Consider the following 25,093-nt stretch of genomic DNA (forward strand, 5'->3'; position numbering starts at 1 on the left):
GCTCCGCGCCGGCCGACGGCGCGCTGTCCGTACCTGTTGTTTCGCGTCGTGCTGGAGCTTCTCGATCCTCGAGGTGTCAGGACGCGCGGGCGCAGCCGCCCTGCGCGCAGGCGTCCAGCCAGTTGTTCCAGTCGGAGTCGTAGCGCGTTCCGATGGTTTCCGTCAGATGCCGCCGCGCACCCGCCCAGTCACCGGCGCGATAGGCGCCGAGCACGGTGCCGAGGTCCGACGGGTGCTTCTCCAGCATGTAGCGGACCGCGAGATACCCCCAGCGGTAGACCCGCGTGGTGTCCGCGTTCTCGTACGTGGTGGCGAAGAGTTCGCTCAGCCTGTACGTCTTCTTGCCGGCCTCCGCGACGGCCTCCTCGTACCGCAGCCCGCGGTACGTGTACGAGACGTACTCCGCGAATCCCTCGATCCACCACACGGTCGGCGTGGACGTGCCGTCCGCGAAGTCGCCGTACATGTCGAAGCGCCCGTCCAGGTAGTGCGTGTACTCGTGGTTGAGGTTCCAGATCTGGAAGTCCGGGCGGGTCCACTCCGCCTCGTAGGCGATGAAGCGCGGTAGGTTTCCCTGCACGGAGGGGTCGCCCTCGAGGTACATGCCGCCGTTGTCGGTGCTGATGCCGAAGATCACCCCGCCGTACGTCTGGTAATCGGTGCTCGAGTCGAAGACGACGACCTCGATGCGCGTGTTGTGATCGTCCTGCACCGGCCCCGGGTCCCGGGCGACCTGGTGGAAGAAGGCGTCCTGACCGTTGAGGCTGTCGCAGGCGGCCGAGAAGTCACCGGCAGACATGTTCTGCGCGACCACGGTGATGCTGTCGCTGCAGCTCTGCCGGTCGGCGAGGACAGCGTCGCGCAGCCGTTGCGGGAGATCGCACACGCCGTACTCGGCGCAGTTGGCCTTGTCGTAGGCGTCGGCCATCTCGGCGACCCCGACCCAGAGCCCGGCGGTCGGGCCGGTCATCTGGGAAAGGTCGAGCAGCTCCTTCATCAGCGGCCGCACCGTGTCCGCGAGCCCTGGATGCTGCACGAACCGGGCAAGCTCGCGACCCGCGTTGGACACCAGGTACGAGCGCTCGCCGCCCAGCATCGCGACGTGCTCCACGGCGAAGGCGCGCAGCGTGTCGAGCACCCCCGGATCGGCCTCGACCGCCGAGACGAACGCGGGGACTTGATGACCGCGCCAGAGCACGGTGTACACGTTGTTGACCGCGTTGAGCATCCACCACTTGTCGTCGTACGAGGAGTCGTAGCCGGTCAGCATGCGCTCGACCACGGGCAGATAGCGGGCGTTCTGCTCCGAGCTGTCGATCAGCGTGATCGACTCGGCGAGGGTCTCACCGTTGGCGTCGGTGACGTCCCGCGAGTGTTCGGAGGCGAAGAAGGCGTCGAGGCCGCCTTGGATCGCGGACTCCAGTTGGGGACCGTATTCGCCTACATCGGGCTCGTTGTACCAGTGCACGTAGTAGCCGGCCCGCAGATACAGAACCGTCTGCGGCATGCCGGTACTGCCGTCGCCCGGGTACCCGGCCGAACCGTCGCGCAGCGCGTTCGCGACCGTCACCATCTGCTCCTGGCGGAACGCGCCGGCCGCGTCCGAACCGGTCAGCGAGAACAGGGTGTGGATGCAGTCGGGTGTGGACGTCCGGATGTGGGCGACGAGTTCGGCGCCCGTGCTGCCGGTGAAGTCGCTCGTCGAGCACTCGGCTGCCCGGCGCTTGCCGCGCAGGTCGCGTAGGGACGGCCGTGGATGCGAGGGCTTCGCGGTGGACCGTTCGCCGTGCTCGCGGGTGAGGGTGTCCTTCGAGGCGGGCAGGGGTGCCCGCTCTTTCACCGGCAGCGGGTTGCCGCCGGGGTGGTCCGGCGTGGCGGAAGGTTCGGCGGGGGAGGGGCCGGGGTCCTCGGTCCCGTCCGCGCTCGCAGGGGTGAGGGCGGCGATGGGCGACGCGGCACCTTGCGTTTGCGCTGTGCTCTGGGCGTCCGGGGTTATGCCGGCGCTGAGTGCCAGCGTGAGAGCGAGCGCACCAGTGCACACCGCTCGGGCGAGACAGCGGCGTGGGGTGCTTCTTCGATCGTGACCATGCATCCGGGATCTCCTGTGGGGGGTGTTGATCCAACGGCCGCACGAGCGCGCGATGTTGATGTTTGATGTGAACACGCCAGTGCGATGTGCCAGTACAATTTCACATGGCACTGAACTTGAGAAGGTGCCGAGTCGGCCAAGGTTCGGACGGCGGTCGGCCACAGGAGCCGCCGGGGTGGGTCGGGTCAGCTCCCGGCTCGTCGAGAGGGGGCGGTGTGGCGCAGGCCAACCGTAAGATCAGTACGATCGCCGTTCGCGCTGCGCCCGGAGCACCACACCGGCAGGCGCGGAACTCCACCGGCCCATGAGGAGCAGTGTGTGTCCACGCCCGCAGACCGCGCGCTGAAGCTGCCCGCCGTGCCGGCCCGGCGCAGCATCCGCGACCACGTCGCGCACGCTCTGCGCGCCGCGCTCGTCGCGGGGGAACTCCGCCCGGGACAGGTGTACTCGGCGCCTCAACTCGCCGCTCAGTTCGGCGTGTCCGCGACGCCCGTACGCGAGGCGATGCTCGACCTCACCCGTGAGGGCATGGTCGAGCCGGTACCCAACAAGGGCTTCCGCGTCACCGAGCTGACCCAGCGCGATCTGGCCGAGTACGTCGCCGTTCGCGAACTGATCGAGGTGCCCACCGTAGGCGTGGTGGCACGGACCGGCGATCCCGAACGCCTCGAAGAACTGCGGCCGGTGGCCCACGAGATCGTGGACGCGGCCCGTGCCGGGGACCTGGTGGCCTTTCTCGAAGCGGACCGCCGCTTCCACCTCGCACTGCTCGAACTCGCGGGAAACCGACGCCTGGTGGAGGTCGTCGGCGCCTTGCGCGGCCATTCCAGGCTCTACGGGCTGGCGGCTCTCGCCGAGGCCGGCCGGCTCATGGAGTCGGCCGAAGAGCACGAGATCCTCCTCGACCTGGTGATCGCCCGCGACGCCCCGGCCGCCGAGTCCCGCATGAGCACCCATCTGCGCCGCCTCGATGCCCAGGCCAAAGATCCCGCTCCGTAAGCGTGCTCAGCGCTCAGCCGCTGTGACCTGGTGACGCCGGAGGGCGCCGGCGACCCCGAGCGCAGTTGCGAGCGGGATCGCCGGCGTCGGGTTGAGCGACATCATCCGATGACGGCCTGGATCTCCCGCTGGATGATCTCCTGGAACGGCACGTCGTCGTAGTTGCCGAGGACGACGCCGACCCAGCCGGTGTCCGGGTAGATGTTCCAGCTGGCGACGCTGCCGGGGTTGACGCCGGCGCGACCGTTCACCCACTGACCGCTGATCAGACTCACGGGCATCATGTAGGCCCCGAACGACGCGTCGGCGGAGGTGGCCGGGCCCCCTCGCAGGCCGCCTCCTTGCGGCGCGTGAGGGATCTTGGGGCCCGTGAGCAACTCGGCGTAGGGCCGGTCCAGAAGCGTGCCGTCGGCCAGCGCGTGCGCGAAGCGGACCAGGTCCGGCGCAGTGGCGAATCCGCCGTCCCCGGGAGGATCGATGAAGCCGCGTGCCGGGTTCTTGCCCAGTTGGTACGGGTCCGGGCTGCCTTTGTCCAGGTTGCGGACGGCATCGACCCGGCTGCCGTCGGCCTGTCGCATGTACGAGTGCGCGAGGTGCTGGTCGGTGAGCCACTGCGGCCTGGTGAAGAACGCCGTACCGGTCATGCCGCAACGCCTGAAGATGTGTTCCTCGACGTAGTCCCAGTACGTCGTGCCGGTCACGGCCTCCACGATCAGCGCGGGGATGGCGACCTCCGCACCGGCGTGGTCGGTTGGCGTACCGGGGGCGGCCACCGGCTTCGCCTGCCGAGCCCATCCCTCGTAGAACTCGCGCACCTCCTCACGGCTCTGGAAGACGCGTCGCAGGTCCTCTTCCGGGGTGTCGAGTCCCGAGGTCCCGGAGAGCAGATGGTGGATGGTCACCTTCTCGGCGATGTCCTTGGCGAAGCCGGAGAGATAGGTGCCCACCGTGTCCGAGAGCCGTACCTTGCCCCGCTGTGCCAGTTGCAGGATGGCCACAGCGCCGAACGGCTTGCCCGCCGAGGAGAGATTGAACGCGACGCCCTCGTGGTTGCGGATCCCCTTTTCCTTGTCGGCCATGCCATAGCTGCGTGACAGCACCGTCCGGCCTCGGTGGGACAGCATCACCACGCCGGAGAACTTGTCCTCTGCTGCGAGCTTCGCCACGTAACGGTCGTAGTCTCCGCCAGGGCGGGTGGCGGGAGGAATCGCATGAGGATCAGGAGCGAAGACGGCCGGGGTGGCGTGGGCGGGACGAACTGCCGCCAGTTGCGTGGCGGCCGCCGCCGCACCCGCCGCCGCGAGCCCACCCCATCCGAGTAACTGCCGCCGATCCATGCCACGTACGGAATCCGAGTCCATGATCACGTCCCTTCCTGTTGGACGAACCGGCCCTTGCCGCAAGGTGGTTCGTACCTTCAGTGAAGGACGAGGAGTGTTGCGCCGGCGTATGCGCATTTCCATACGCTCGCGATACTCCAGAGCTTCGGCGCCTCGCAGGCGCAACCTGCGGTGATTACTGCGAAGGCGCCTATCAGGAGCCTTCCACGAGAATGAGGCTGCGCAGGACCGCGTGTCGGTGTCGGCACCCCCGATCGTGAACCGGATGCAGGCCGGGAGCCCTTCGGGAACGAGAGCGCTGTCGACCACGTGGCGGGGCCGACCGCTCGTGAGATGCTGCGGGGCTGGTGAAGAAGTTGCTCCAACTCGAGGTCGGGGAAGAACCGGCCCTGCAAGGAAGAGGCGTAGCGGTGGACAACCTCGCGAAGTGGCTCGGCGCCCAGCTCGACAAGGACGCGAGCAACGCGAGCAGCTGGCACACCCTCGGGTGCGACATCCACGCCTACCTTGAAGGCGACGCGGAGTCGGTGAAGGCCACCATGGCGATGTTCCACGCGGCGCCCGGCGCCGTGTGTGACTGCGGGGTCCCGGCGCGGGTGCTGCGCGAGATCGATGCCAAGCGGCAGCTGCTCGTCCTGCACGCGCCTGAGCGGGCCGTCGTGGACGGGGCATGCGACCAGAGCGGGACGGGCGAAACCCAGGTCTGCCGGACCTGCGGCAACGAGGCCGTTGAGCCGTGGGTGAACCGGCGTCCCCCTGAGGGGGAGGGCGATGAAGTAGCTGAAGGTGTGGCACTTCCCTACGCCGTTGCGCCCTGCGCGACGCTTCGTCTGCTCGCCCTGCCCTACGCGGACCGTCCCGGCTACCACGAGGACTGGCGGCCGTAGTCCACTGACGGGTCGGCCCCGACGGCCGCCCCGCCGGGCTCGCTGATCGTGTCCTGGGACATCGTGGATTGGAAGTGGGTTCCGTGGTCCGTGATCGTGTCGGTGGCGGGCCCGAGCACTGCCGCCTCCGACGTGGAAGGGCCCTCGTCAGCGACGGCAGGGGTGGCCAGGGACGCGGCGGAGGCGGAGAGGAGAAGCGCGAGGCAGACTCGCGTGGTGGTGTGCATACTCCGTCCAACGTTTTTGAATCGGCGAGGGCACGCGCGCGACCGCCGGCCCCGGGGGTCGACGATAAGTACGGATGGACCGCCGTGGTGGTGACGACCGCCATGGTGGTGGCGCAGCCGTCGATCGGCTGCGCCACCACCGGGCCGGGACGACACGGGCTCTGCAGTCGGGCCAGTGCGGGATGTTCGGGTCAGGCGAGGGAGACCAGGTCCCGGTAGCGCTCGTTCCACAGGTCCTCGTCCGCGTCCGGCAGCAGCAGGACGCGGTCGGGGCGGAGGGCGTCGAGAGCCCCCTCGTCGTGGGTGACCATCACGATCGCGCCCGGGTAGGAGCCGACCGCGGCCAGGACCTCGGTGCGCGAGGCGGGGTCGAGGTTGTTGGTGGGTTCGTCCAGCAGCAGGACGTTCGCGCCGGAGTGGACGAGGCCGGCCAGGGCCAGGCGGGTCTTCTCGCCGCCGGAGAGGACGCCGGCCGGCTTGTCGGCGTCGTCGCCGGAGAACAGGAACGCGCCGAGCACGCGCCGTGCTTCACCGTCGGAAAGGTGCGGTGCGGCAGCGCGCAGGTTCTCCCGTACGGTCCGCTCGGCGTGGAGGGTGTCGTGTTCCTGGGCGAAGTAGCCCAGGCGCAGCCCGTGCCCGTGCACCACCCGACCTGAGTCCGGTCGTTCCTGGCCGGCCAGGAGGCGCAGCAGGGTGGTCTTTCCCGCGCCGTTGAGGCCGAGGACGACCAGACGGCTGCCTCGGTCGACTGCCAGGTCCACACCGGTGAGCACCTGGTGGTCGCCGTAGGACTTGGCCAGGCTGACGGCGCCGAGGGGGATCCGCCCGCACGCGGCGGGCTCGGGCAGCCGGATCTTCGCGACCTTCTCCGTGCGCCGGGCCGGTTCCAGATCGGCGAGCATGCGGTCGGCGCGGCGGGCCATGCTCTTGGCCATGACGGCGGTGGCCGACCGCGCCTTCATCTTGTCCGCCTGAGCATGCAGAGCCCCGGCTTTGCGTTCGGCGTTGGCCCGCTCCCGGGCCCGGCGCCGCTCGTCGGCCTCCCGCTGGGTGAGGTAGGTCCTCCAGCCGGTGTTGTGGATGTCGATGGTGGCGCGCTGCGGATCGAGGTGGAAGACGCGGTTGACCACGTCGGCCAGCAGGCCGGTGTCGTGGCTGATCACCACCAGACCGCCCTGGTGGCTCTGGAGGAAGGTGCGCAGCCAGGCGATGGAGTCGGTGTCGAGGTGGTTGGTCGGCTCGTCCAGCAGCAGCGTGCCGCCGTGTCCGGCGAACAGGATGCGCGCCAACTCCACCCGGCGCTTCTGTCCGCCGGACAGCGTGCCGACCGGCTCGCCCAGCACCCGCTCGGGCAGCCCGAGTCCGGCCGCGACCCGGGCGGCCTCGGACTCGGCCGCGTACCCGCCGCCGGCCTGGAACGCGGCGTCGGCGTGGGCGTAGGCGTTCATCGCACGCTCCAGAGCGGTCGGCTCGGAGGCCTTCGCCATAGCGGCCTCGGCCTTGCGCAGGGTGCGCAGGGCGCGGTCCAGGCCGCGGGCGGACAGGATCCGGTCGGTCACGCTGACGGCCGGGTCGGCCGCGCGGGAGTCCTGGGCCAGCACGCCGACCGGTCCGGTCGGCGTGATCGTCCCGGCGGCGGGCCTGGCCTGTCCGGCCAGGGCCGTCATCAGGGTGGTCTTGCCCGCGCCGTTACGGCCGACCAGGCCGATCCGGTCGCCGGGGGAGACGGAGAAGGAGATGTCGGAGAGCAGCAGGCGGGCGCCCGCGCGCAGCTCGACACCGCGAACGGTAATCATGAGGTAACGCTCCGAGAAAGCAATAGGACACACTTCTGGCGTGGAAGCGGGTCCTCAGCTAGGAAACTCGGGGCGTAGACATGCGCCTACCGTAACCGACGTCCTGTGTGCAGCGCATCTACCAGGTGTGCCCTCCGGTGTGGGTGCCCTCGTCCGTCTGCGGACTCGTCCCTCTGTGACTCGTCGGCTTTCAGCGTCCCGGCTGCTGCCGAAGGGCAAGGGCACCTCCACCAGGGGAGAGCCCCGCCAGGGTGGACGACCCTGAACAAAGTCTTGTCCTGGGCAGGGGGGGGGCGGCCCCGTCGCCACGGGGGCCGCCCCGGTGCGGGGCCTCAGCCGATGTGGTCGGCGGGGCCGACCTCCAGGAACGTGGTGCGTTCGGCGGGGCGGCCGTCGGTGCGGCCGGCGGACTCCAGGAGCGCACCGGACTTCGGTGCGATCACGAGCCGGATCGTGGTGCGCAGCCCGGTGAACTCCGAAGGCGCGGTCGTGTACTCGACGGCCGTGCCGGAGCGCCCCTGACTGTCCTCGACCGTGCCGACGAGCTCGACACCGTCCTGGTCCGCGAGGATCTCGAAGAGGGCGGCTCGCACCTTGGGGCTTACGGGAGCGTCTTCCAGAAGTGCCACGACCTGGTGGAAGGGGTCCGGGCCCAGACGGGCGGCCAGTGCGTGCGGGTCGGCGGGCAGCTTGCTCAACTGCTGCCAGGTGAGCCGGTGTTCGCCGACGAGCCAACGCTTCAGCTTCGGTCCGGGTTCCTGGACGGAGCCGTCCGGGTTCACCGACCAGACCTGTCCGGAGCGGTCGAAGTAGGTGGTGTCCGTGCGCCGACCGTCGTCCTCGTTGACCACCTCCTTGTGGACCTTCCAGTACGGGGCCGTCGACGGCGGCTCCTGCGCCGCGGTGTCGGCGACGTCGGACAGGAACGAGGCGGCCGATGCGCCGGCGGCCGGATCATGTCCGAGGACCGGGTACGCGGCGCCGCCGACGGCCAGAGCGAGCACCGCCGCGGCCGCGACGAGCAGCCGGCGCCGACGCCACCGCGGCGCGGCCGCCTCGGGCTGCGGGCCCGTGGTGAGTCCACGCAGGTCGGGCCGGTCCCGCCACGATGCCTGCGTCACGGCCAGGCGTGCTGCCCGCACCGCGTCCGCCGCGGGTGGTGCCACCTGGCCCGCCGCGATCAGGTCGTGAGCGCCGGGGAAGTCCATCAGCTCGGCGCTGTCGAGTGCCCTCGTCGTCTCGTTCGGGCTGCCCTGGGTCTGGCTCATGCCGGTTCTCCTGTCGTGTTTTCGGACGGCGATCGACTGGTCGAGGCGAGCGCCACGCTCTCCCGCAGCCGGGCCCGGGCCCGGTGCAGCCGCGAACGCGCTGTGCCCGCCGGGATCCCGAGTACGGCCGCAGCCTCCGTCGGCGAGAGCTGCTCCCACGCCACCAGAAGCAACAACTCGCGCTCCACCTCCGGGAGTTCGGTGATGACGCGGCGCAGTGCGGGGGCCAGCGCGGACGCGTCGAGTCGGTCGTCCACGGCGGCCCACGGATCACCGTGAGCCCCTTCGCCCGGAGCGGTGCGCGATTCCTGCGCAAGCCGCCGCCAGTACGTCGACAGCACGTTCCTGGCAACCCCGAACAACCAAGCCCTGGCGGACCCGCGCGACGCGTCGTAGGTGCGCCGGGCCGCGTACGCCTGGAGCCACACCTCGGCCAGAAGATCGTCCGCCGCGTGCGGGGCGCGGCGCGCGAAGTAGCCGTGCAGCGCCACCGAATGGCGCTCCACCAATTCCTCGAACCCGCCCCCGCCGCGGGCCGCTGCGCTGAGCAGCACGGAGTCGTCCTGCCCGTTCTCCACTTCCGTGGACACGGCACCTCCCTGTCGACCGCCGCTCGGCGGTCTCACCCCGTACTTGTCTCCGCGCGGCACGGGCGTTCGCGCCCGATCCGTCTTCGTAAGGGAAGCGCGAGACAACGGGATTGTCTCGACAAGGCGTAGCGGCCGCCGTACCCGTGGACCACCTCGCGCGGGCCGATGTGGGAACGTCCCTACCCGTCCTGCCCGTGAGTCTGTCGGAGTTGTGGGCGAGCATGTCTCCGTGGACAACTTCGGGCAGTTGGTCGAGCGGGTCGTGGTCAAGGCTGCCGAGAGCGAGCGACTGCAACTCCCGGTCTCTGTAATGGAACTCGACGAGGCAGAGCGAAGGCTCGGATTCCGTCTTCATCCGCTTCTTGCCGCGTTGTACTTGAAGGTGGGCAATGGCGGGTTCGGGCCGATGGACTCGTTGCTCCCGCTGACGCGGGGTCTGAATCGGGACGGTGAGGAGGCCGTGGTCGACGACTATCTGGGACGGATCCCGACTGCGGGTGCCGTTACCTGGTGGTCGTGGCCCAGAGGCGTCCTGCCGGTCCTGGACTGGGGTTGTGGAATGTTCGCGTGCGTGGACTGTCGGGGCGAGGGCGGTGCGGTCCTCCACTTCGACCCGAACGTGATCAGCGGACAGGATGTATCCAGGGCGTGGTTCGTGGAAGCGGGGAGCCTCGCAGAGTGGCTCGAGACCTGGCTGGCGGGTCGAGGGTGGTATCAGGAGGACGTAGCCGACGGCGGCTTCGCTCTGCCCTCGTGGCCCGAGGCTTCTGTGCGGTTGTAGCCATTCACGACGCGCGGTACGCAGCGGGTGAGGGCCGCTGATGCTCGGCACTCTGGACGTCGTCGAGGCTGCACACGGAAGGGCGCTCGCGGCGATGCCATGCGTTTTGCGTACTTCTGGCTGTATCTCCGATACATGGTCGGCGTAGATCGAGAAACAGTGACCTGGACATGGCCTTCTGGCCCTGCGGTCCTTGTTACGGGAGCTGGTCGTCGTCCTGATAAGCAGCTGTCCACCTTCCCGTCAGCATCTGCCCTACGACGGATCCTTGCTTCGATTGGCGTTGAAGCGCGCCTTCTTCTGGCGGTTTCCGCATGTGTTCATGTCGCACCATCTACGGGTGCGGCTTCGGCTGGTGTCGAAGAAGGCGGCCTGGCATGTCGGGGAGGCGCACAAGGCGAGTCTTCCGTCTCGTTCGCCGGCGATGATGCTGATCGCGTCGGCGGCGATCACGCTCAGGGCGTCGTCCAGGGGGGAAGCCGGGCCGAGCTGCCATTGCCGCTTGCCCTCGGGCGTCAGGGTGGCCGCTGCCCGCCCTCGGGTGCTGCAGTCATTGATGACCTGGACGGCGCCCGCAGGGAGCGGTTCCCGGGTCGCGGCTGCTGTCGCGGCGGCGTGGATCGACTCCCGTAGTTCCCGGGCCAGTTCGAGCTGGGTTGTGGTGCAGGAGTCCACGGTCAGGTCGTACACCGACAGCCAGTCGACGAGTCGCTGCGGTGTGGGGATGCGCTCCACGGCATCGCCGTGACGCTCGGACAGGGTCCCGGTGAAGCTGGTCGCCAGTACGGCGCCGAGGCGGAAGTCAGGCAATCCCGAACGCATGGAACCACCATAGCTGGTTGCGGGGCGTCGTGAAGGGGTAGTAGAACCGGCATAGACGGTTCACGATCGGTTGCAGTCGGCTCACGACGGCCAGGAGGCGCCATGCCCCGTTCCACCAGCAACGTGCAGGCATTTGAAGCTCACGCGAGTGACGCCGACCTTGACGATCTGTGCGCGAGACTGGCCACGGCACGGCTGCCGGAGCCCGAGACCGTTCGTCGCGCCCCACCCGGACCCGGGAGGTGGGACCAGGGCGTTCCGCTCGCCGACCTCGTCGACGTCGTGGACTACTGGCGCACCGGGTACAACTGGCGGGCGTTCGAGGAGCGCCTCAACCAGATCGGCCAGTTCCGCACGACCATCGACGGCCTGGGAATTCACTTTCTGCATCGCCGATCAGCGCGGGCGGACGCCACTCCTCTGCTCCTCACGCATGGCTGGCCGGACAGCATTGCCCGGTTCAGCCACCTCGTGGACGAGCTGGCGGACCCGGAGAACGAGGATGCGCCGGCGTTCCACGTCGTGGTCCCCTCGCTGCCGGGCTTCGGCTACAGCGACAAACCGGCCACCGTCGGCTGGGGAACCGAGAAGATCGCGGCCGCCTGGGTGGAACTGATGGGCAGGCTCGGGTACCGCAGGTTTGCGGCACACGGCGGCGACTGGGGAGGCAACATCACCACGGTCCTCGCCGGCAGGTTCCCGGAGCACGTCCTCGGTATCCACACCACCTTCGCGGAGGGCCCGCCCGGACTGACGACGGACGGGCTGACGGAGACCGAGCGGCAATGGGCCGAGGAGACCCGCGACTTCTGGCGTCACCGCGCGGGGTACGCGAAGCAGCAGGCGACCCGACCGCAGACCATCGGCTACTCGCTGGTCGACTCACCCGTCGGACTGCTCGCCTGGATCCTCGACAAGTTCGCCGAGTGGTCGGACACCGAAGACAGCCCGTTCGAGACCATTTCCCGAGACCGCATCCTCGACAACGTCACCCTGTACTGGCTGACGAGGACCGGCGCGTCCGCCGCCCGCATCTACTACGAGAGCCACAACTCGCTGGACCCTGAACTGAGGGTCGACGTGCCGTCAGCCATCACCGCGTACCCCCGCGACGTCGAGAAGTGCCCGCGCCCCTGGGCCCAACAACGCTACCGACAGATCGTCAGGTGGAACCTGCCCGACAACGGGGGACACTTTCCGTCGCTGGAAGTCCCTGACTACTTCGTGAAGGACCTGCGAGAAGGCCTCACGGCAGTACTCGGCACCAGCCGTTGAACCGGCTCAGTGACTCATCACTCCACCACCGCCGCCGCCGCATCAGCCCCTGGCCTCAGGGTCGTTGCGCCAGTGCCATGCGGCGTGCGATGTCGGCTGCCGCGGTCCGTACCGACAGGCGAATGCGGTGGTCCGTACGGAGCTTGGCGGCCGAGCCGAAGACCGAGATCGCGGCGGTCTCGCCGTCTCCGACGGGGCCGATCGGGATGGCCAGGCAGCTGAAGCCCTTCATGCACCTCTCGTGCTCGCACACGACCTGTGCTTCACGCGCACCGGATCCGTCAGGTGCGGTGGTGTTCGACGAGCCTGCCAGCAACGCCTTGCCGATGGCCGAGGAGCGGGCGGGTATGCGCAGGCCGACCCCAGAGCGTACGCCGACGGCGAGTTCGCCGCCGACCTTCTCGAGATAGACGGCCTCGTCGCCGTCGAGGACGCCCAGGTGCACGATGCAGCCGGTGGTCCGGTGAAGCCGGTGCAGGCTCGGCAGGGCGGCACTGCGCAGTACGTTCTGGTGGTGGGCCGCCGACCCCAATTCGAGTAGGCGCATGCCCAGTTGGTAGTCCTTGCCGACCCGGTGCACCCAGCGCAACGCCATCAACTGCTCCAGCGCACGATGGGTCGAGGACAGCGGCAGTCGGGTGGCCGCGGAGATCTGCGACAGGTTCAGGGGTTCCGCGCCGTCGAGGGCGTCGAGGATCAGCGCAGCACGCTGCATCACGCCGGTCGGGGTGCCGTCAGTGCCCTGCGCACGCGTGGTCATCTTCTTGCCTCCCCGCCACAGTTCCGCATCGTCACCGGCGCGAGTGGGGTGCTCCGGACCGGTGGCACCGCACGCGTCGTCGGCTTGAACCGTAGGACGGGTCCTGGCCTTCGGCGACCGATTGTTTCCACCTATCGGGAAGAGTGGTGTCCCTGTCCGGCACCCATGGCCTGTACTCCGTACATGACCGAACCCAACTGCTTCACGCCCGGGCCATTGCTGGCCGGCCGGCGCGCCGTGGTGACCGGCGGGGCCGCCGGTATCGGCGCCGCCGTCGCGCGGGCTTTCGCGGCACACGGTGCGCACGTCCTGGTCGCCGACATCGAACCGATGACGCAGTGCACGTTCGACTCCTCCGCAGGGGGCTCGATCACCCGCCTCGAATGGGACGTGCGGACCGCGTGTCCGGACGGGCTGGTCGAGCACCGGCCCGATGTGCTGGTCAACAACGTCGGGCACTTCGTGCAGCCGCCGCACACCTTCGCCGCCAACTCGCCCGCCTTGTGGGACGAGCTGCACGAGATCAACTTCGCGCACGTACTGCGCCTCACCCACGCCCTGCTGCCCGGCATGACCGAGCGGCGTCGCGGCTCCATCATCAACCTGACCACGGTCGAGGCTCACCGCGCCATCCCGGGCCACGCCGTCTACTCGGGCTACAAGGCCGCACTCACCGGGTTCACCCGGTCGCTGTCCGCCGAGATCGGCCCCTCAGGTGTCCGGGTGAACGCGATAGCCCCCGACCTCGTCGAAACGCCCCAAGTGCCGTACGAGGACATCGTTCCGCACGAGGACCGGCACCTGTGGCCGACGTGGTCCCCGCTCTGCGGGCCCGGACAACCCGACGACGTCGCCGGGGTCGCGCTCTTCCTCGCCTCCGACCTGTCGCGCTTCGTCACCGGAGGCACCATCCACGTCGACGGCGGAACCCACGCCACAGGCGGCTGGTTCCCGCGCCGCTCCGGCGGCTGGACCAACCGCCCGCGCAACCCCTGACCCCATCGAACGGAGCTGTCCATGAAGATTCTGATCATCGGTGGAACCGGCATGATCGGCGCCCACGCCGCACTCCATCTGCGCGACCACGGCCACTCCGTCACGGTCGCCGGCCGCCGACCGGCTCCCGACGACTCCCCGGTCGCCGACTTCCCGCACCTGGCCGGCGACTACACCGTGCCCACCTTCACTCCCGAGCAGCTCGCTCCCTTCGACGGCATCGTGTTCGCCGCAGGCCAGGACGTGCGGCACAAGAACCCCGAGGACGACACCACGACGTTCTGGGAGAACACTCAGCGTGCCGGGGTCCCCCGCATGGCAGCACTGGCCAAGCGGGCCGGCGTGAGCCGCTTCGTCCAAGTGGGCAGCTACTACCACCAGTTGCGCCCGGACCTGGCCGAGAGCAACCCCTACATCGCGGCACGCAAGGCGGCCGACGACGGGGCGCGAGCCCTCGCCGACGCGTCGTTCACCGTCTGCACCCTCAACCCGCCCTCCATCATCGGGGCCGTTCCCGGCGCCTCTGCCCGGCGCTACCGTCGGATGGTGTCGTGGGCCGCCGGCAACGAGCCGGGGATCCCCGACTTCGCACCGCCCGGCGGCACCAACTACATGTCCGCCGAGTCCCTGGCCCAGGCCATTTTGGGAGCCCTGCTCCACGGAGAGTCCGGCGCGGCCTATCTGATCGGCGATCAGAACATGTCCTACCAGCAGTTCTTCCAGCTGCTGGTCGACGCAGCAGGCGGCAAGAGAGTCATAGGCGAGCGCGACGAGCAGCATCCGTTGCAACCGGACCCTGCCATCGTCCAGGGACGGGGCAACACCCTGGCCTACGAACCCGACCCCGAGGACGTGCGCCGCCTGGGGTTCACCCGGAACGACTGCGCTCGGGCGGTGAATGCACTCATCGAAGTCGTCACGGCCTCGCAGTGACACGGCCGGAGTGAGCTGCGGACACGGAAGACCTTTGCGGCCCCTGGGGCTGGACCAGGTCCCACGGGCACGCGGTGATCTGTCTGTAGGCGTCGCGCACCGCTGAAGACCGACGGATGCGACGGTCTCGGCCCGCAGAAGCGCGGCGGTGGCTACTGCATCACCAACTGCGGCCTCCACCAGATCAATTGGTACGATCTCTCCTGACTCGGTCGATGACGGCGTAGGGCCCTCTGCGTACCGCCCAGGGGGCCTTCCGCCAGGTTTCCCCACGTCCGTCAGAGGGTGAGCCGATGCCCAGCCACCGGACACGAAGGCTGGGAGTTCTGCAGTCGTAGCCGCATGCCATACATGTGCACACGTCCACAAGTGAGCACTCGCGACGCATTGTTCAGGCGGTGCCGCGCCCTTTGCATGGCTGCATCCGACATTCATTCATGCAGCACCCACATCGGAGGGGAACCGTGCGGACCTCAGGACGCAGACGTACCGCTCACATACGTACCGCTCACGCACGTACCGACAGAGAACGAGGGATGGCCGATGGCCAGGGGGTCGCGGCGCTGCTGGCTGCCGCGGGCCTGTTGATGGCCGACCATGCCCGCTGCCCACGCCACCACAGCGGGGCAGGCACCGTGGCCTCCAGCGGTGACACGGACACGCCGTCGCTGATCACCGGGCTCCACGAGCAGGCCTCCGCAGCGGGCAGCCCCACCGACGCGGCGCGCGACCACCTCAGAGCGAACAAGGGCGCCACCACATCGCTGACACCTCAGCGCAAGGTCTCCGGTCCGTCGGCACCACGACCGACAAGGAAGGCAGGGAAACGGTCCGGCTCCAGCAGAAGTACAAGGACGTGGAGGTACCGCGGCCAGTACGTGGTCCGGATGGAGAAGAAGTCCGGCAAGCGCACCGTCACCGGGCCTCCGGCAAATACTTCACCGAGCTGAAGCTCGACTCGGTCACCCCGAAGGTCTCCAAGGATGTCGCGTGCAGCGCGCCGTCGGTGCCGTCGTCGCGCAGCTTGCCGGTGCCCCGCTGCACGCCCCGGCGCACGGCAAGAAGGCCAGGCCCACCGTCCCGCTCGACGGCAAGGCCACCGGCCTGACGATCCTGCCCCAGGGTGCCGGCGTGCTCACCCGGTACATGACGGTCACCGGCGTGAACCCGGCCGACGGCACCCCCGTCAAGCAAGAGGTGTACGTCGACGCACGCTCCGGCTTCCCGCTGCTCCAGTACAGCGCCATTCAGACGTTCGGCGTGGCGGGCGCGGCGGCGGGAGCCACGGGCGACACCGGCACCGTCCCCATCACCAATGAGGCCACCACGGAGTCCCAGCTCGTGGTCAAGGGCACCGGCACTCGCTACAACGGCGAGAAGGGCGAACTGAACCTGTACCAGGGCGCCGACGGCGCCTACCGGATGGTCGACTACGGCTTCCGGACCCCGGAGAGCCCGTACAGCGGCCCGATGCTGTAGACCTACGACGCCCGGGGCGTCGTAGGTCTCCGGGGCATCCGGTGTCTGGCCCACCGGCGTCAAGATCTTCAGGTCCGGCACCCCCGAACTCGGCGAGGACTTCACCAACTCCGGTGCCGTGGAGGCCCACTGGGCCGCCAACAAGGTGTACGGCTACTACAAGGACCACTTCGGCCGTAAGGTACTCGACGGCAAGGACGGGTACATGTACTCCCTCGTCGGTGTCACCGCCAACGGCCGGGCGTACAACAACGCCTTCTGGGACGGCGCCAGGATGGTGTACGGCCAGGGCGGCGACGACTACCGCACCTTGTCCGCCGACACGACGTCGTCGGCCACGAGATGACCCACGGCGTCACCGAACACACGGCGGGACTTGTCTACGCGGGGCAGTCCGGCGCGATCAACGAGGCGATCTCCGACTACTTCGGCAACGCCATCGACCTGGAGGCCAATGGCCAGTCGATGGACGACCCGGACTCCGGCCTGCTCGGCGAGGACCTGTGCACGACCCTCTCGCCGCGCGAGTGTGCGCTGCGCGACCTGAACAACGACATGACGACCTCGAAGGACCTCGTCGGCGCCTCGTTCCGCGGCGACAACAGCGGCGTGCACCTCAACTGGCCGATCGTCTCCGGCGCGCTGTGGGACATCCGGAAGAGCCTCGGCGGCGGCCTCGCCGACCGGATCGTCTACCGCGCTCTGACCGCGTACATGACGCCGCTCGACGGGTTCACCGAGGGCCGCGCCGCGATCATCGCCGCCGCGCAGGAGCTGGGCGCGACCAAGGCGCAGATCAAGACCGTCGAGGACGCCTTCGCCCGGCACGGCATCACCCCTGCATGGGAGTCGTGGTTCGCCAGGGAGATCGCTGAGCGCATCCCGTCCGAGAACTGAGCGGCACCACCTCGCCGAACCGCGATCGCAGATCGGATCGAGCAGTTGGCGCGCGTGGCTCACGGCCGGAGTGTGATGTCCTGGAAGTGTCGCCCCTGAGGGGTGCAATATCTGTACTCGCGAATCAAGGATTCAGCGCGACCTGCATGCAGAATTATTCCCACCTCAGGTGGAGTCGAAAATATCGATGCGCTTGACGCGGTGTCTGCGTGCTACTGTCGGTGTCAGTTGCAGTTGTGGTTCCCAAATTTACGGCATCCCGACGGAATTTCGTTCCACCGGGATGAATCTGAAAATTCCGGCTCATTGTCGGTCGGGGCAATCATCGCGGCGACACGGCTCCGCACGGTGCGGATGCCGGTGCACTGCCCCGAAGGAGAATGACATGGCTACAGGTACCGTGAAGTGGTTCAACGCCGAAAAGGGCTTTGGCTTCATCGAGCAGGACGGTGGCGGCCCCGACGTGTTCGCCCACTACTCGAACATCGCAGCCCAGGGCTTCCGTGAGCTGAGCGAGGGCCAGAAGGTCAGCTTCGACATCGCCCAGGGCCAGAAGGGTCCGACGGCTGAGAACATCGTTCCGGCCTGAGGCGACTGACGCACTCACTTGCAGCTGGGGCCCGCATCCTTCGGGGTGCGGGCCCCAGCTGCTGGCGCTCTGTGGCCGGGCGCCGAAGGAGGAGCCCCGTACGGGACGTTCCATTTTCGAGTCTCTCTCGCCCGGCGTTTCCCCGGCGTCTTGCCGTGAATCAATTTGTGGCGGGAATCCAGTCGGCGCGGCTCGCCCCATGATTTCGGAGTTCCGCGCAGGCGGCACGCGATCACCTTTTTCGTCGCGTCTCATTCGGCCCATTCTTGTGACCTTCCGCACGGCTCGACGCTGCGGGGATTCCTTGATGAGTGCCGTATCAAGGAAGGTTCCGTATGAACCGCACACGCACGACCGCCCGAGTCTCCCGAACCCGTGACGGCGGCCCCCATCGGAGAGGAACCGACGGCCGAACCGGCCCGAAGGGCTCCGGTATGCCCCGCACCGGTCAGCCGGTCACTCGCCCCGCCCGGGCGCTGGGGGAGTTCGCCCTCCCGGTGACGATCACCCCCGCCCTGCCCGCCGTGGAGCGCTTCGCGGATCTCGACCTGCCCAGGGAGCTCTTGGCCGCGCTCGGGGCGCAGGGCCTCACCGCGCCGTTCGCGATCCAGGCCGCGACGCTTCCGAACTCACTCGCGGGCCGGGACGTACTGGGCCGGGGCCGCACCGGCTCGGGCAAGACACTCGCCTTCGGTCTGGCCTTGTTGGCCCGCACCGCCGGGCGTCGTGCCGAGCCGCGGCACCCGCTGGGGCTCGTCCTCGTACCGACCCGTGAGCTGGCGCAGCAGGTCACCGAAGCGCTGACTCCGTACGCACGCGCCGTGCGGCTCCGTCTGGCCACGGTCGTGGGCGGCATGCCGGTGCGCCGACAGGCGACCGCGCTGAACGGCGGGGCCGAGATCCTCGTCGCCACGCCCGGTCGGCTGAAGGACCTCGTCGACCGCGGACACTGCCGCCTGGACCAGGTCGCCGTCACGGTCCTCGACGAGGCAGACCAGATGACCGACATGGGCTTCATGCCCCAGGTCACAGCACTGCTCGATCGGGTGCGCCCCCACGGGCAGCGCATGCTGTTCTCGGCCACGCTGGACCGTAACGTCGACCTGCTCGTGCGCCGCTACCTCGACGACGCCGTGGTGCACTCCGTCGATCCCTCAGCCGGAGCGGTCAGCACCATGGAACATCACGTGCTCCACGTCAAAAGCACCGACAAGCACGCGACCACCACCGAGATCGCCGCACGCGAGGGGAGCGTGATCCTCTTCCTCGACACCAAGCACGCCGTCGACCGCCTCACCGAGCACCTTCTGGGCAGCGGAGTAAGGGCGGCGGCCCTTCACGGCGGCAAGACGCAGCCGCAGCGCACCCGCACGTTGAAGCAGTTCAGGACCGGGCGCGTCAGTGTTCTGGTGGCGACCAATGTCGCCGCCCGTGGCATCCACGTCGACAACCTCGATCTCGTGGTCAACGTGGATCCGCCGAGCGACCACAAGGACTACCTGCACCGCGGCGGACGCACGGCCCGCGCCGGCGCGTCCGGCAGTGTCGTCACGCTGGTGACGCCGAACCAGCGCCGGAGCATGGCGCGCCTCATGGCGACCGCGGGCATCGTCCCGCAGATCACGCAGGTCTGTGCCGGAGCGCCCGACCTGCACCGCATCACGGGCGCACAGGCTCCCTCCGGGATCCCGGTTGCCATCACCGCGCCGGTGAGTGAGGACGGCAGGAGGCGCCGCGGTGCCGCAGCCGGCGGGCGCCGCCCCGCCGCCGCGGTCACTCCGATCGCGGCCGCGTAGCCCATTCATGATCAGGAAACTGGCACATCACTGCAGGAGGCACCTATTGACCGTCGTCCAGATGTACCCCCGCCCGGCCCGGAACACGGCGCCCGCGGCCGTTGACCCCCTCGACCACGCAGGTCCGCAGGTCTGGGACGCCATGACCGTCGAGGTCGCGCTCTCCCTCATGGCCGCCGCCCGTACCCGGCACTTGGTCATCTGCGACGAGGACGGCCTGCGCACCGGCCGCGTCACCCTCGCCGGACTCACCGCCGTCCGGGAGAGCCCCCGATACAGCGACCGGACCCGCCTGCGCGACATCGTCGCAGGCTCAGCATCCTTCCCGCCGGCGTTGCACACGGGGTCGGGCCTCGGAGACCGGAACCGCACCGCCCCTCCAGAGCCCGCGACGCAAGGACGGACCGCGGGCCTGCTGGCCGGCACCGGCTGAGCGATCGAGGACCACACCGCACCAAGGCTCCCTCTCCCCGCCCTCCCGCACTCTGTGAGGCATCATGCGCTGTGTCATCGCCCGTTTCCCGTTCGACCTGACGAAGAACGGTGTGCTCGAGTCGATGAAAGGCATCAAGCCCGAAGCGGCCCTCGGTGACCTCGTCGTCATCGGGCGCCGCCATTACCCCGCCAAGCAGGTCGGCCAGATCATCACCCGTCAGGATCGGCGCGACTTCAGCTGCGCGGAGGTGGTGAGGGCGATGGTCCAACTCGGCTTCACCTGTCGCACCGCCCCCACAGCCCTGCCCGCCCCTGCGCCTCTGGATGACTCGTACCAGCGGGCTTCCGCCCTGCTCGGCACTCCACCCACCCGTCTCAGGTACGGCCAGGTGTGACACGAACGGAACGGTGAGCTCCGTCCGGTGCGCACCGGACGGGCCTCCCCGAGCCGCCTTCTCGGCCGGCGCCCGGACGGTTCAGGCTTCGGGTGCTACTTCTGAGGTCCCTGAGCACGGAGTTCTTCGTTGATGCGCTTCGCTTCCTCGAGCTGGTCCTCGAGGATGATGATGCGGCAGGCCGCCTCTATGGGCGTGCCGCCGTCGACGAGTTCGCGGGCGCGCCCGGCAATGCGCAGCTGGTAACGGGAGTAGCGCCGGTGGCCGCCTTCCGAGCGCAGCGGGGTGATGAGGCGATGTTCACCCAGGGCGCGCAGGAATGCGGGGGTGGCTCCGAGCATTTCCGCGGCTCGGCCCATGGTGTAGGCGGGATAGTCGTCATCGTCGAACTTGTCGACGGGGCGGGTACTGCGAGGGGGCATAGACCTCTTCTTCCGGGGACGCGTCGGGGGGCCCGAGCGCCTACTGGCGCCCGGGCCCCGAGCTTTCAACACCATCTACCGGCTGACTGCTCCGGCTCATTTGTTCCACGGGCCCGCCTCAGTGGGCGGAACTGCGGGGATCGCGTTTGCCTGACCGGGGACCACCTTCCAATCCGGGGCCTGCGGTACCCGGGTGGACTGCGTCGCTACCCGGGCGATCCTGATGGCGTTTTCGCTCCTTACCTCTTCGTGATCATTGCATCTCTACGGCGCAGGTGTAACGGCATCGCCGTGCGACCCCTGAGGTCACCCGGCCCGGCAGTCAGCGGAAGAACCCACCTCTTTCGGCTCCGCCGCTCCACTGCCAGGCCGTTCCTGCGTCAACCTGTCTGCGCGGCCGTTCGTTCCTGCCGTGCCCTTCGACTTCTTGGCTACGCACAAAACGTTAACGCCCTCACATAGCAATGTCTACCTTGCTCGCTACAGATTTTCTGCATTCTGTGATGGCTGGAGTCTGCCTCCGCTCGGCATGGAGCGCCGCATGGTCGCAGAAGCGGGCGATCGTGACTTGCGAACCGTTCAGGGCGGCAGTCCTCGGTGTTGTCCGCCTTCATCGTGTGCGACCGTGCGGGCTCTGCTCTCCCGTCGGGGCTTTCGCGCGCACTTGCCGACATGAGCAGGGAGTTCGCCGCGGTCCGAACGTTCTTGTCCGTCACGGAACTTGCGGCACCCGGAACCGGCGTCGGTACTCCGTCGGTGTCGTGTTCAGGCGTCGGCGGAAGGCCCGCACGAGCGTGTCCGTCGTGCCGAACCCGCACAGCGTCGCGACACGCTCCAGGGTGGCGTCGGATGACTCCAGCTCGTGGCGGGCCTTCTCCACCCGGACCGACTCGATGTACGCGTGCGGGGTCGTCCCGAGCTCGGTCTTGAACAGGCGTGTCAGATGCCGGTCGCTGACGTGCGCGTACGCGGCCAGATCGACCACCGTGAGCGGCTCGTCGATGTGCCGGAGGATGTGATGGCGCAGATCCTCGATGCGCCGCGTCGTCGACACCTGCTCGAGCGGCACGCTGAACTGGCTCTGGCCGCTGGGTCGCTTCAGGTACATCACCAGCTGGCGCGCCACGCGCAGGGCCACCGCCTCGCCGAGGTCGTCGGCGATCAGCGCGAGCGACAGGTCGAGGCAGGCGCTGATCCCGGCGCCCGTCCACACGTTGCCCTCGCGGATGAAGATGGGGTCGGCGTCGACCTGTACGGCCGGGTGGTCGGCGGCCAGTTGCTGTGCGGTGGACCAGTGCGTGGTGGCCCGCTTGCCGTCGAGCAGTCCGGCGGCCGCGAGCAGGTGCGCGCCCACGCACACCGAGGTGATCCGGTGCGTACGCTCGGCCAGCACCCTCACCCACTCGACGAGATCCGGGTCGACGAGCGGGTGGGCGCGGCGTTCCTCGTCGAGCTCCACCGCCCCGGGAACCAGGAGCGTGTCGATGGTGCCCGCGGCGGCCTGCGCGAAGGTGATGTCCGGAAGGATGCGCACCCCCGCGCCGGTGGTGACCGGGTCCAGGGTCTCGGCGGCCAGCAGTACCCGGTAGCCCGCCGCTTCCTCGGTCTCGCGCAGTGCCAGTGAGAACACCTCGGGTGGTCCGGTCACGTCGAGCAGGTCGACGCCCTCGAAGAGCACGATCACGATGAGTCGTCTGGCGGTGTCCGGCACGGACCCTCCCACTCTCTGCACGTCACGGCATGTCGGTATCTGCATGTTAGACGTCATTGCCGACGTCGGGGCTGGGTCATAGCGTTGCAGACGTGGCCCGGCGAACGCTCCGGGCGCGTCTCCCATCTAAGATCCGAAGGCGGTACACCCATGTCCCGAACCACGCTGCGCGAGCTCAACGGCTTCGACGAGACGCCCGCGAAGCTGGACGGCTCGACGCTGATCCTCATCGACTTCCAGAACACCTACACCCAGGGCGTGATGGAGCTCGACGGTTGGGAGGCGTCCCTCGACGCCGCCGCGCAGCTCCTCGCGCGGGCCCGTGCGGCGGGCACCAAGGTCGTCCACGTCATCAACGACGGCGGCGAGGGCACCCCGTACGACATCAGGGCCGAGATCGGCCAGATCCACCCGAAGGTCGCGCCGGTCGACGGCGAGCCCGTCGTGGTCAAGCAGGTCCCGAACGCGTTCGTCGGCACGGACCTCGCCACGCACCTCACCGAGGGCCAGGACGTCGTCATCGCGGGCTGGATGACACACATGTGCGTCGCGTTCACGGCGCAGGGCGCGTTCCTGGGCGGCCACCGCCCCACCGTCGTGGCCGAGGCCACCGCCACCCGTTCGCTTCCGGTCGCGGGCACCGACGTGCCCGCCGAGCAGGTGCACCAGGGAGCTCTCGCCACCATCGCCGACCTGTACGGGGTCGTCGTCGTGTCCCAGAAGGAGATCGTCTGATGAAGCTGCTCCGTTCCGCCGCCGTGCTCGGTGCCGCAGTCGTCCTCGCGGCCACCGTCTCCGCCTGTGGCGGCAGCTCCGCGGCCGCCACCCGCACCGACAGCGGTGAGCAGCGCAGCGAGAAGAGCCATGAGAAGAACTACGCCAAGGACACGACGACGCTGCGTCAGCTGATGAAACTGGACGAGACGCCGGCGAAGCTGTCGAACGCCACGCTGGTCCTCGTGGACTACCAGAACGTCTATACCGACGGCGCGATGGAGCTCACCGGATGGCGTGAGGCCGTCAAGAGCACCAGGGCCCTCCTGGAGCGCGCTCGCAAGGCCCACACGCCGGTCATCCACATCGTGGAGAAGGGCTACGACCTCAAGTCGAAGGCCGGGCAGATCATCCCCGACCTCGAGCCCGTCAAGGGTGAGGCCGTCGTCGAGAAGGCCGTCCCCAACGGCTTCCACGACACGAACCTCGACGAGGAGCTCAGGAAGACCGGCCGCAAGAACGTCATCATCTCCGGCTTCATGACGCACATGTGCACCCTCTTCACCACCGAGGGCGCCGTGTACGCCGGCTACAACCCGACGGTCGTCGGCGACGCCTCCGCCACCCGCCCGCTGCCCGTGAACGGCAACCCCCGCGGCATTCCGGCGAAGCAGGTGCACGAGTCCGCACTCGCCACCATCCAGGACCGCTTCGGCGTCGTAGTGCCCAAGCAGCGCGACATCAAGTAGCGAGGCAGCATCAGAGGAACCACGAGCATCACCGAGTGAGGCGCCCAGGGCCCGGGCGCCTGTTCCCCGTGCCGTGCCAGCCGCCGGGTGGCGATCTCGGGATGTCGTAGACATCCACCGAGGTGGCCGTCCATGCGGCCTACTTCTGGGTAACATCACTGCTTGATGTGATCACGCCCCACTGCGCTCGCATGTCAGAGCTACGGAACCCTTCCCCATGCCAGGAGGACACATGGCCGATGACGCTCTGACAGATTTCCGACGCGAACCGTTCACGCATGGGGATCGCACCCACACCGTGCTGCGCGCGGGGACGGGACCAGCCGTGATCGTCATGGCGGAGATCCCGGGAATCACCCCGAAGGTCGCCGAGTTCGCCCGACGGGTCCGGGACATCGGCTGCACGGTCGTGATGCCCCACCTGTTCGGCGTCGCCGGACGCGACCCGCACCCGCAGGCGCACGGTTGGACCGGCGCCGCCTGGACCGGCCTGCGCGCCGCCGTCCAGATCTGTGTCAGCCGCGAGTTCACCACCCTGGCCGCCGGCCGAACCTCCCCTGTCGTCACCTGGCTGCGTGCCCTCGCCGCGCGCGAGCACGAGCGGTGCGGGGGACCGGGCGTGGGAGCCGTGGGCATGTGCCTGACCGGTGGCTTCGCCCTGGCCATGGCCACGGACGACCGCCTCCTCGCCCCCGTGCTGTGTCAGCCGTCCCTCCCACTGGCAGTCAACGACCGCAACCGCCACTCTATCGACATTTCCCCGGACGACCTGCGCACCGTCCAGAAGCGCTGCGCGTCCGGCCTGACCGTCCTCGGCACGCGCTTCCGCGGCGACCGGCTCGTCCCCGGCGCCCGGTTCGCCTTCCTGCGCGAAAAGCTCGGCGATTCGTTCATCGCGGTCGAACTCGACGACAGCGCGGCAAACCCGGACGGCCTCATCCGCCCGCACTCCGTCCTGACCGAGCACCTCATCGACGAACCGGGTCAACCCACCCGTCGCGCACTCGACCAGGTCCTCGACCACTTCCGCCAACGCCTCCTCGACCCCGACAGCACGACCGCCGGGACTGGCGGGACCGAATGAGTGCGTGCCGCTCGGACGCTGTCGTGAGGACTTGAGACGTGGACGCGACGGGTTCGGCC

General features: G+C 68.9%; 26 protein-coding genes. 16 read left to right on the forward strand and 10 right to left on the reverse strand.

The window, feature by feature from the left end; all coding sequences use genetic code 11:
* Window positions 1-76 precede the first annotated feature (76 nt).
* A complete protein-coding gene (locus IAG42_RS35195) occupies window positions 77-2,092 on the reverse strand; it encodes a collagenase (RefSeq protein ID WP_188340993.1) in 2,016 nt (671 codons plus the stop codon).
* Between the two features lie 315 nt (window positions 2,093-2,407).
* Here IAG42_RS35195 and IAG42_RS35200 point away from each other — a divergent pair, with 315 nt between their 5' ends.
* On the forward strand, window positions 2,408-3,088 hold the full coding sequence (locus IAG42_RS35200; RefSeq protein ID WP_223206320.1) for a GntR family transcriptional regulator: 681 nt from the start codon (window positions 2,408-2,410) through the stop codon (window positions 3,086-3,088).
* A 101-nt stretch (window positions 3,089-3,189) separates the two neighbouring features.
* Here the strand turns inward: IAG42_RS35200 and IAG42_RS35205 are convergent, their stop codons facing one another.
* Window positions 3,190-4,449: a serine hydrolase domain-containing protein gene (locus tag IAG42_RS35205; RefSeq protein ID WP_188341778.1), complete on the reverse strand. Its 1,260-nt coding sequence runs from the start codon at window positions 4,447-4,449 to the stop codon at window positions 3,190-3,192.
* Window positions 4,450-4,838: 389 nt separating this feature from the next.
* Between IAG42_RS35205 and IAG42_RS35210 the strand changes: the two genes are divergently transcribed.
* Complete coding sequence (locus IAG42_RS35210) at window positions 4,839-5,315, forward strand: DUF6221 family protein (protein WP_188340994.1); 477 nt, start codon at window positions 4,839-4,841, stop codon at window positions 5,313-5,315.
* On the opposite strand, the gene IAG42_RS35215 is transcribed toward IAG42_RS35210, so the two are convergent.
* The 4 genes from IAG42_RS35215 to IAG42_RS35230 form a co-directional block, all read right to left on the reverse strand.
* Window positions 5,291-5,542 (reverse strand): hypothetical protein, encoded by a 252-nt coding sequence (locus IAG42_RS35215; protein ID WP_188340995.1) that lies wholly within the window; start codon window positions 5,540-5,542, stop codon window positions 5,291-5,293. The genes IAG42_RS35210 and IAG42_RS35215 overlap by 25 nt on opposite strands.
* 191 nt (window positions 5,543-5,733) lie before the next feature.
* Window positions 5,734-7,338 (reverse strand): ABC-F family ATP-binding cassette domain-containing protein, encoded by a 1,605-nt coding sequence (locus IAG42_RS35220; protein WP_188340996.1) that lies wholly within the window; start codon window positions 7,336-7,338, stop codon window positions 5,734-5,736.
* Between the two features lie 332 nt (window positions 7,339-7,670).
* Window positions 7,671-8,606 carry a hypothetical protein gene (locus IAG42_RS35225; protein ID WP_188340997.1) on the reverse strand — a complete coding sequence of 312 codons (936 nt, stop codon included), beginning with the start codon at window positions 8,604-8,606 and terminating at the stop codon, window positions 7,671-7,673.
* Window positions 8,603-9,196: an RNA polymerase sigma factor gene (locus IAG42_RS35230; protein ID WP_223206321.1), complete on the reverse strand. Its 594-nt coding sequence runs from the start codon at window positions 9,194-9,196 to the stop codon at window positions 8,603-8,605. The genes IAG42_RS35225 and IAG42_RS35230 overlap by 4 nt, the downstream gene beginning before the upstream one ends.
* A 229-nt stretch (window positions 9,197-9,425) precedes the next feature.
* Here IAG42_RS35230 and IAG42_RS35235 point away from each other — a divergent pair, with 229 nt between their 5' ends.
* Entirely contained in the window at window positions 9,426-9,977 is a 552-nt protein-coding gene (locus IAG42_RS35235; RefSeq protein WP_223206322.1) for an SMI1/KNR4 family protein, read from the forward strand.
* A gap of 255 nt (window positions 9,978-10,232) precedes the next feature.
* Here the strand turns inward: IAG42_RS35235 and IAG42_RS35240 are convergent, their stop codons facing one another.
* Window positions 10,233-10,799, reverse strand: a complete 567-nt coding sequence (locus tag IAG42_RS35240) for a CGNR zinc finger domain-containing protein (protein WP_188340999.1) — start codon at window positions 10,797-10,799, stop codon at window positions 10,233-10,235.
* Window positions 10,800-10,901: 102 nt separating this feature from the next.
* On the opposite strand from IAG42_RS35240, the gene IAG42_RS35245 reads away from it, so the two are divergent.
* Window positions 10,902-12,074 carry an epoxide hydrolase family protein gene (locus IAG42_RS35245; RefSeq protein ID WP_188341000.1) on the forward strand — a complete coding sequence of 391 codons (1,173 nt, stop codon included), beginning with the start codon at window positions 10,902-10,904 and terminating at the stop codon, window positions 12,072-12,074.
* Between the two features lie 55 nt (window positions 12,075-12,129).
* Here IAG42_RS35245 and IAG42_RS35250 read toward each other — a convergent pair whose 3' ends face one another.
* Complete coding sequence (locus IAG42_RS35250) at window positions 12,130-12,834, reverse strand: IclR family transcriptional regulator (protein WP_188341001.1); 705 nt, start codon at window positions 12,832-12,834, stop codon at window positions 12,130-12,132.
* 183 nt (window positions 12,835-13,017) lie between these two features.
* Between IAG42_RS35250 and IAG42_RS35255 the strand changes: the two genes are divergently transcribed.
* The 9 genes from IAG42_RS35255 to IAG42_RS35285 all read left to right on the forward strand — a co-directional run bounded on the left by IAG42_RS35255 (window position 13,018) and on the right by IAG42_RS35285 (window position 20,354).
* A complete protein-coding gene (locus IAG42_RS35255; protein WP_188341002.1) occupies window positions 13,018-13,830 on the forward strand; it encodes an SDR family NAD(P)-dependent oxidoreductase in 813 nt (270 codons plus the stop codon).
* 21 nt (window positions 13,831-13,851) lie between these two features.
* On the forward strand, window positions 13,852-14,763 hold the full coding sequence (locus IAG42_RS35260; RefSeq protein WP_188341003.1) for an NAD-dependent epimerase/dehydratase family protein: 912 nt from the start codon (window positions 13,852-13,854) through the stop codon (window positions 14,761-14,763).
* Between the two features lie 990 nt (window positions 14,764-15,753).
* Window positions 15,754-16,242, forward strand: a complete 489-nt coding sequence (locus tag IAG42_RS38210) for a hypothetical protein (protein ID WP_223206323.1) — start codon at window positions 15,754-15,756, stop codon at window positions 16,240-16,242.
* Between the two features lie 118 nt (window positions 16,243-16,360).
* Entirely contained in the window at window positions 16,361-16,588 is a 228-nt protein-coding gene (locus IAG42_RS38215; protein ID WP_223206324.1) for a gluzincin family metallopeptidase, read from the forward strand.
* Window positions 16,585-17,139 carry a M4 family metallopeptidase gene (locus tag IAG42_RS38220; protein ID WP_223206325.1) on the forward strand — a complete coding sequence of 185 codons (555 nt, stop codon included), beginning with the start codon at window positions 16,585-16,587 and terminating at the stop codon, window positions 17,137-17,139. Before IAG42_RS38215 ends, IAG42_RS38220 begins: the two co-directional genes overlap by 4 nt.
* A 385-nt stretch (window positions 17,140-17,524) precedes the next feature.
* Window positions 17,525-17,728: a cold-shock protein gene (locus IAG42_RS35270; protein WP_188341004.1), complete on the forward strand. Its 204-nt coding sequence runs from the start codon at window positions 17,525-17,527 to the stop codon at window positions 17,726-17,728.
* Between the two features lie 335 nt (window positions 17,729-18,063).
* Entirely contained in the window at window positions 18,064-19,524 is a 1,461-nt protein-coding gene (locus IAG42_RS35275) for a DEAD/DEAH box helicase (protein WP_188341005.1), read from the forward strand.
* A 46-nt stretch (window positions 19,525-19,570) separates the two neighbouring features.
* Window positions 19,571-19,957 carry a CBS domain-containing protein gene (locus tag IAG42_RS35280; protein ID WP_394811268.1) on the forward strand — a complete coding sequence of 129 codons (387 nt, stop codon included), beginning with the start codon at window positions 19,571-19,573 and terminating at the stop codon, window positions 19,955-19,957.
* A gap of 64 nt (window positions 19,958-20,021) precedes the next feature.
* Window positions 20,022-20,354, forward strand: coding sequence for an SCO5918 family protein (locus IAG42_RS35285; RefSeq protein WP_188341006.1), 333 nt, complete (start codon window positions 20,022-20,024; stop codon window positions 20,352-20,354).
* Between the two features lie 95 nt (window positions 20,355-20,449).
* Here the strand turns inward: IAG42_RS35285 and IAG42_RS35290 are convergent, their stop codons facing one another.
* Both IAG42_RS35290 and IAG42_RS35295 read right to left on the reverse strand, forming a co-directional pair.
* Window positions 20,450-20,776, reverse strand: a complete 327-nt coding sequence (locus tag IAG42_RS35290; protein ID WP_188341007.1) for a MerR family transcriptional regulator — start codon at window positions 20,774-20,776, stop codon at window positions 20,450-20,452.
* 712 nt (window positions 20,777-21,488) lie between these two features.
* The gene (locus IAG42_RS35295; RefSeq protein WP_384621683.1) at window positions 21,489-22,532 is read right to left on the reverse strand and encodes a GlxA family transcriptional regulator; all 1,044 of its coding nucleotides are present in this window, start codon (window positions 22,530-22,532) and stop codon (window positions 21,489-21,491) included.
* Between the two features lie 105 nt (window positions 22,533-22,637).
* Between IAG42_RS35295 and IAG42_RS35300 the strand changes: the two genes are divergently transcribed.
* The 3 genes from IAG42_RS35300 (at window position 22,638) to IAG42_RS35310 (ending at window position 25,034) form a co-directional block, all read left to right on the forward strand.
* Entirely contained in the window at window positions 22,638-23,222 is a 585-nt protein-coding gene (locus IAG42_RS35300; protein WP_188341008.1) for an isochorismatase family protein, read from the forward strand.
* A complete protein-coding gene (locus IAG42_RS35305; protein WP_188341009.1) occupies window positions 23,222-23,950 on the forward strand; it encodes an isochorismatase family protein in 729 nt (242 codons plus the stop codon). Before IAG42_RS35300 ends, IAG42_RS35305 begins: the two co-directional genes overlap by 1 nt.
* 232 nt (window positions 23,951-24,182) lie before the next feature.
* Window positions 24,183-25,034 (forward strand): dienelactone hydrolase family protein, encoded by an 852-nt coding sequence (locus IAG42_RS35310; RefSeq protein WP_188341010.1) that lies wholly within the window; start codon window positions 24,183-24,185, stop codon window positions 25,032-25,034.
* Window positions 25,035-25,093 lie beyond the last annotated feature (59 nt).

The organism is Streptomyces xanthii (assembly GCF_014621695.1).
GTDB lineage: Bacteria > Actinomycetota > Actinomycetes > Streptomycetales > Streptomycetaceae > Streptomyces > Streptomyces xanthii.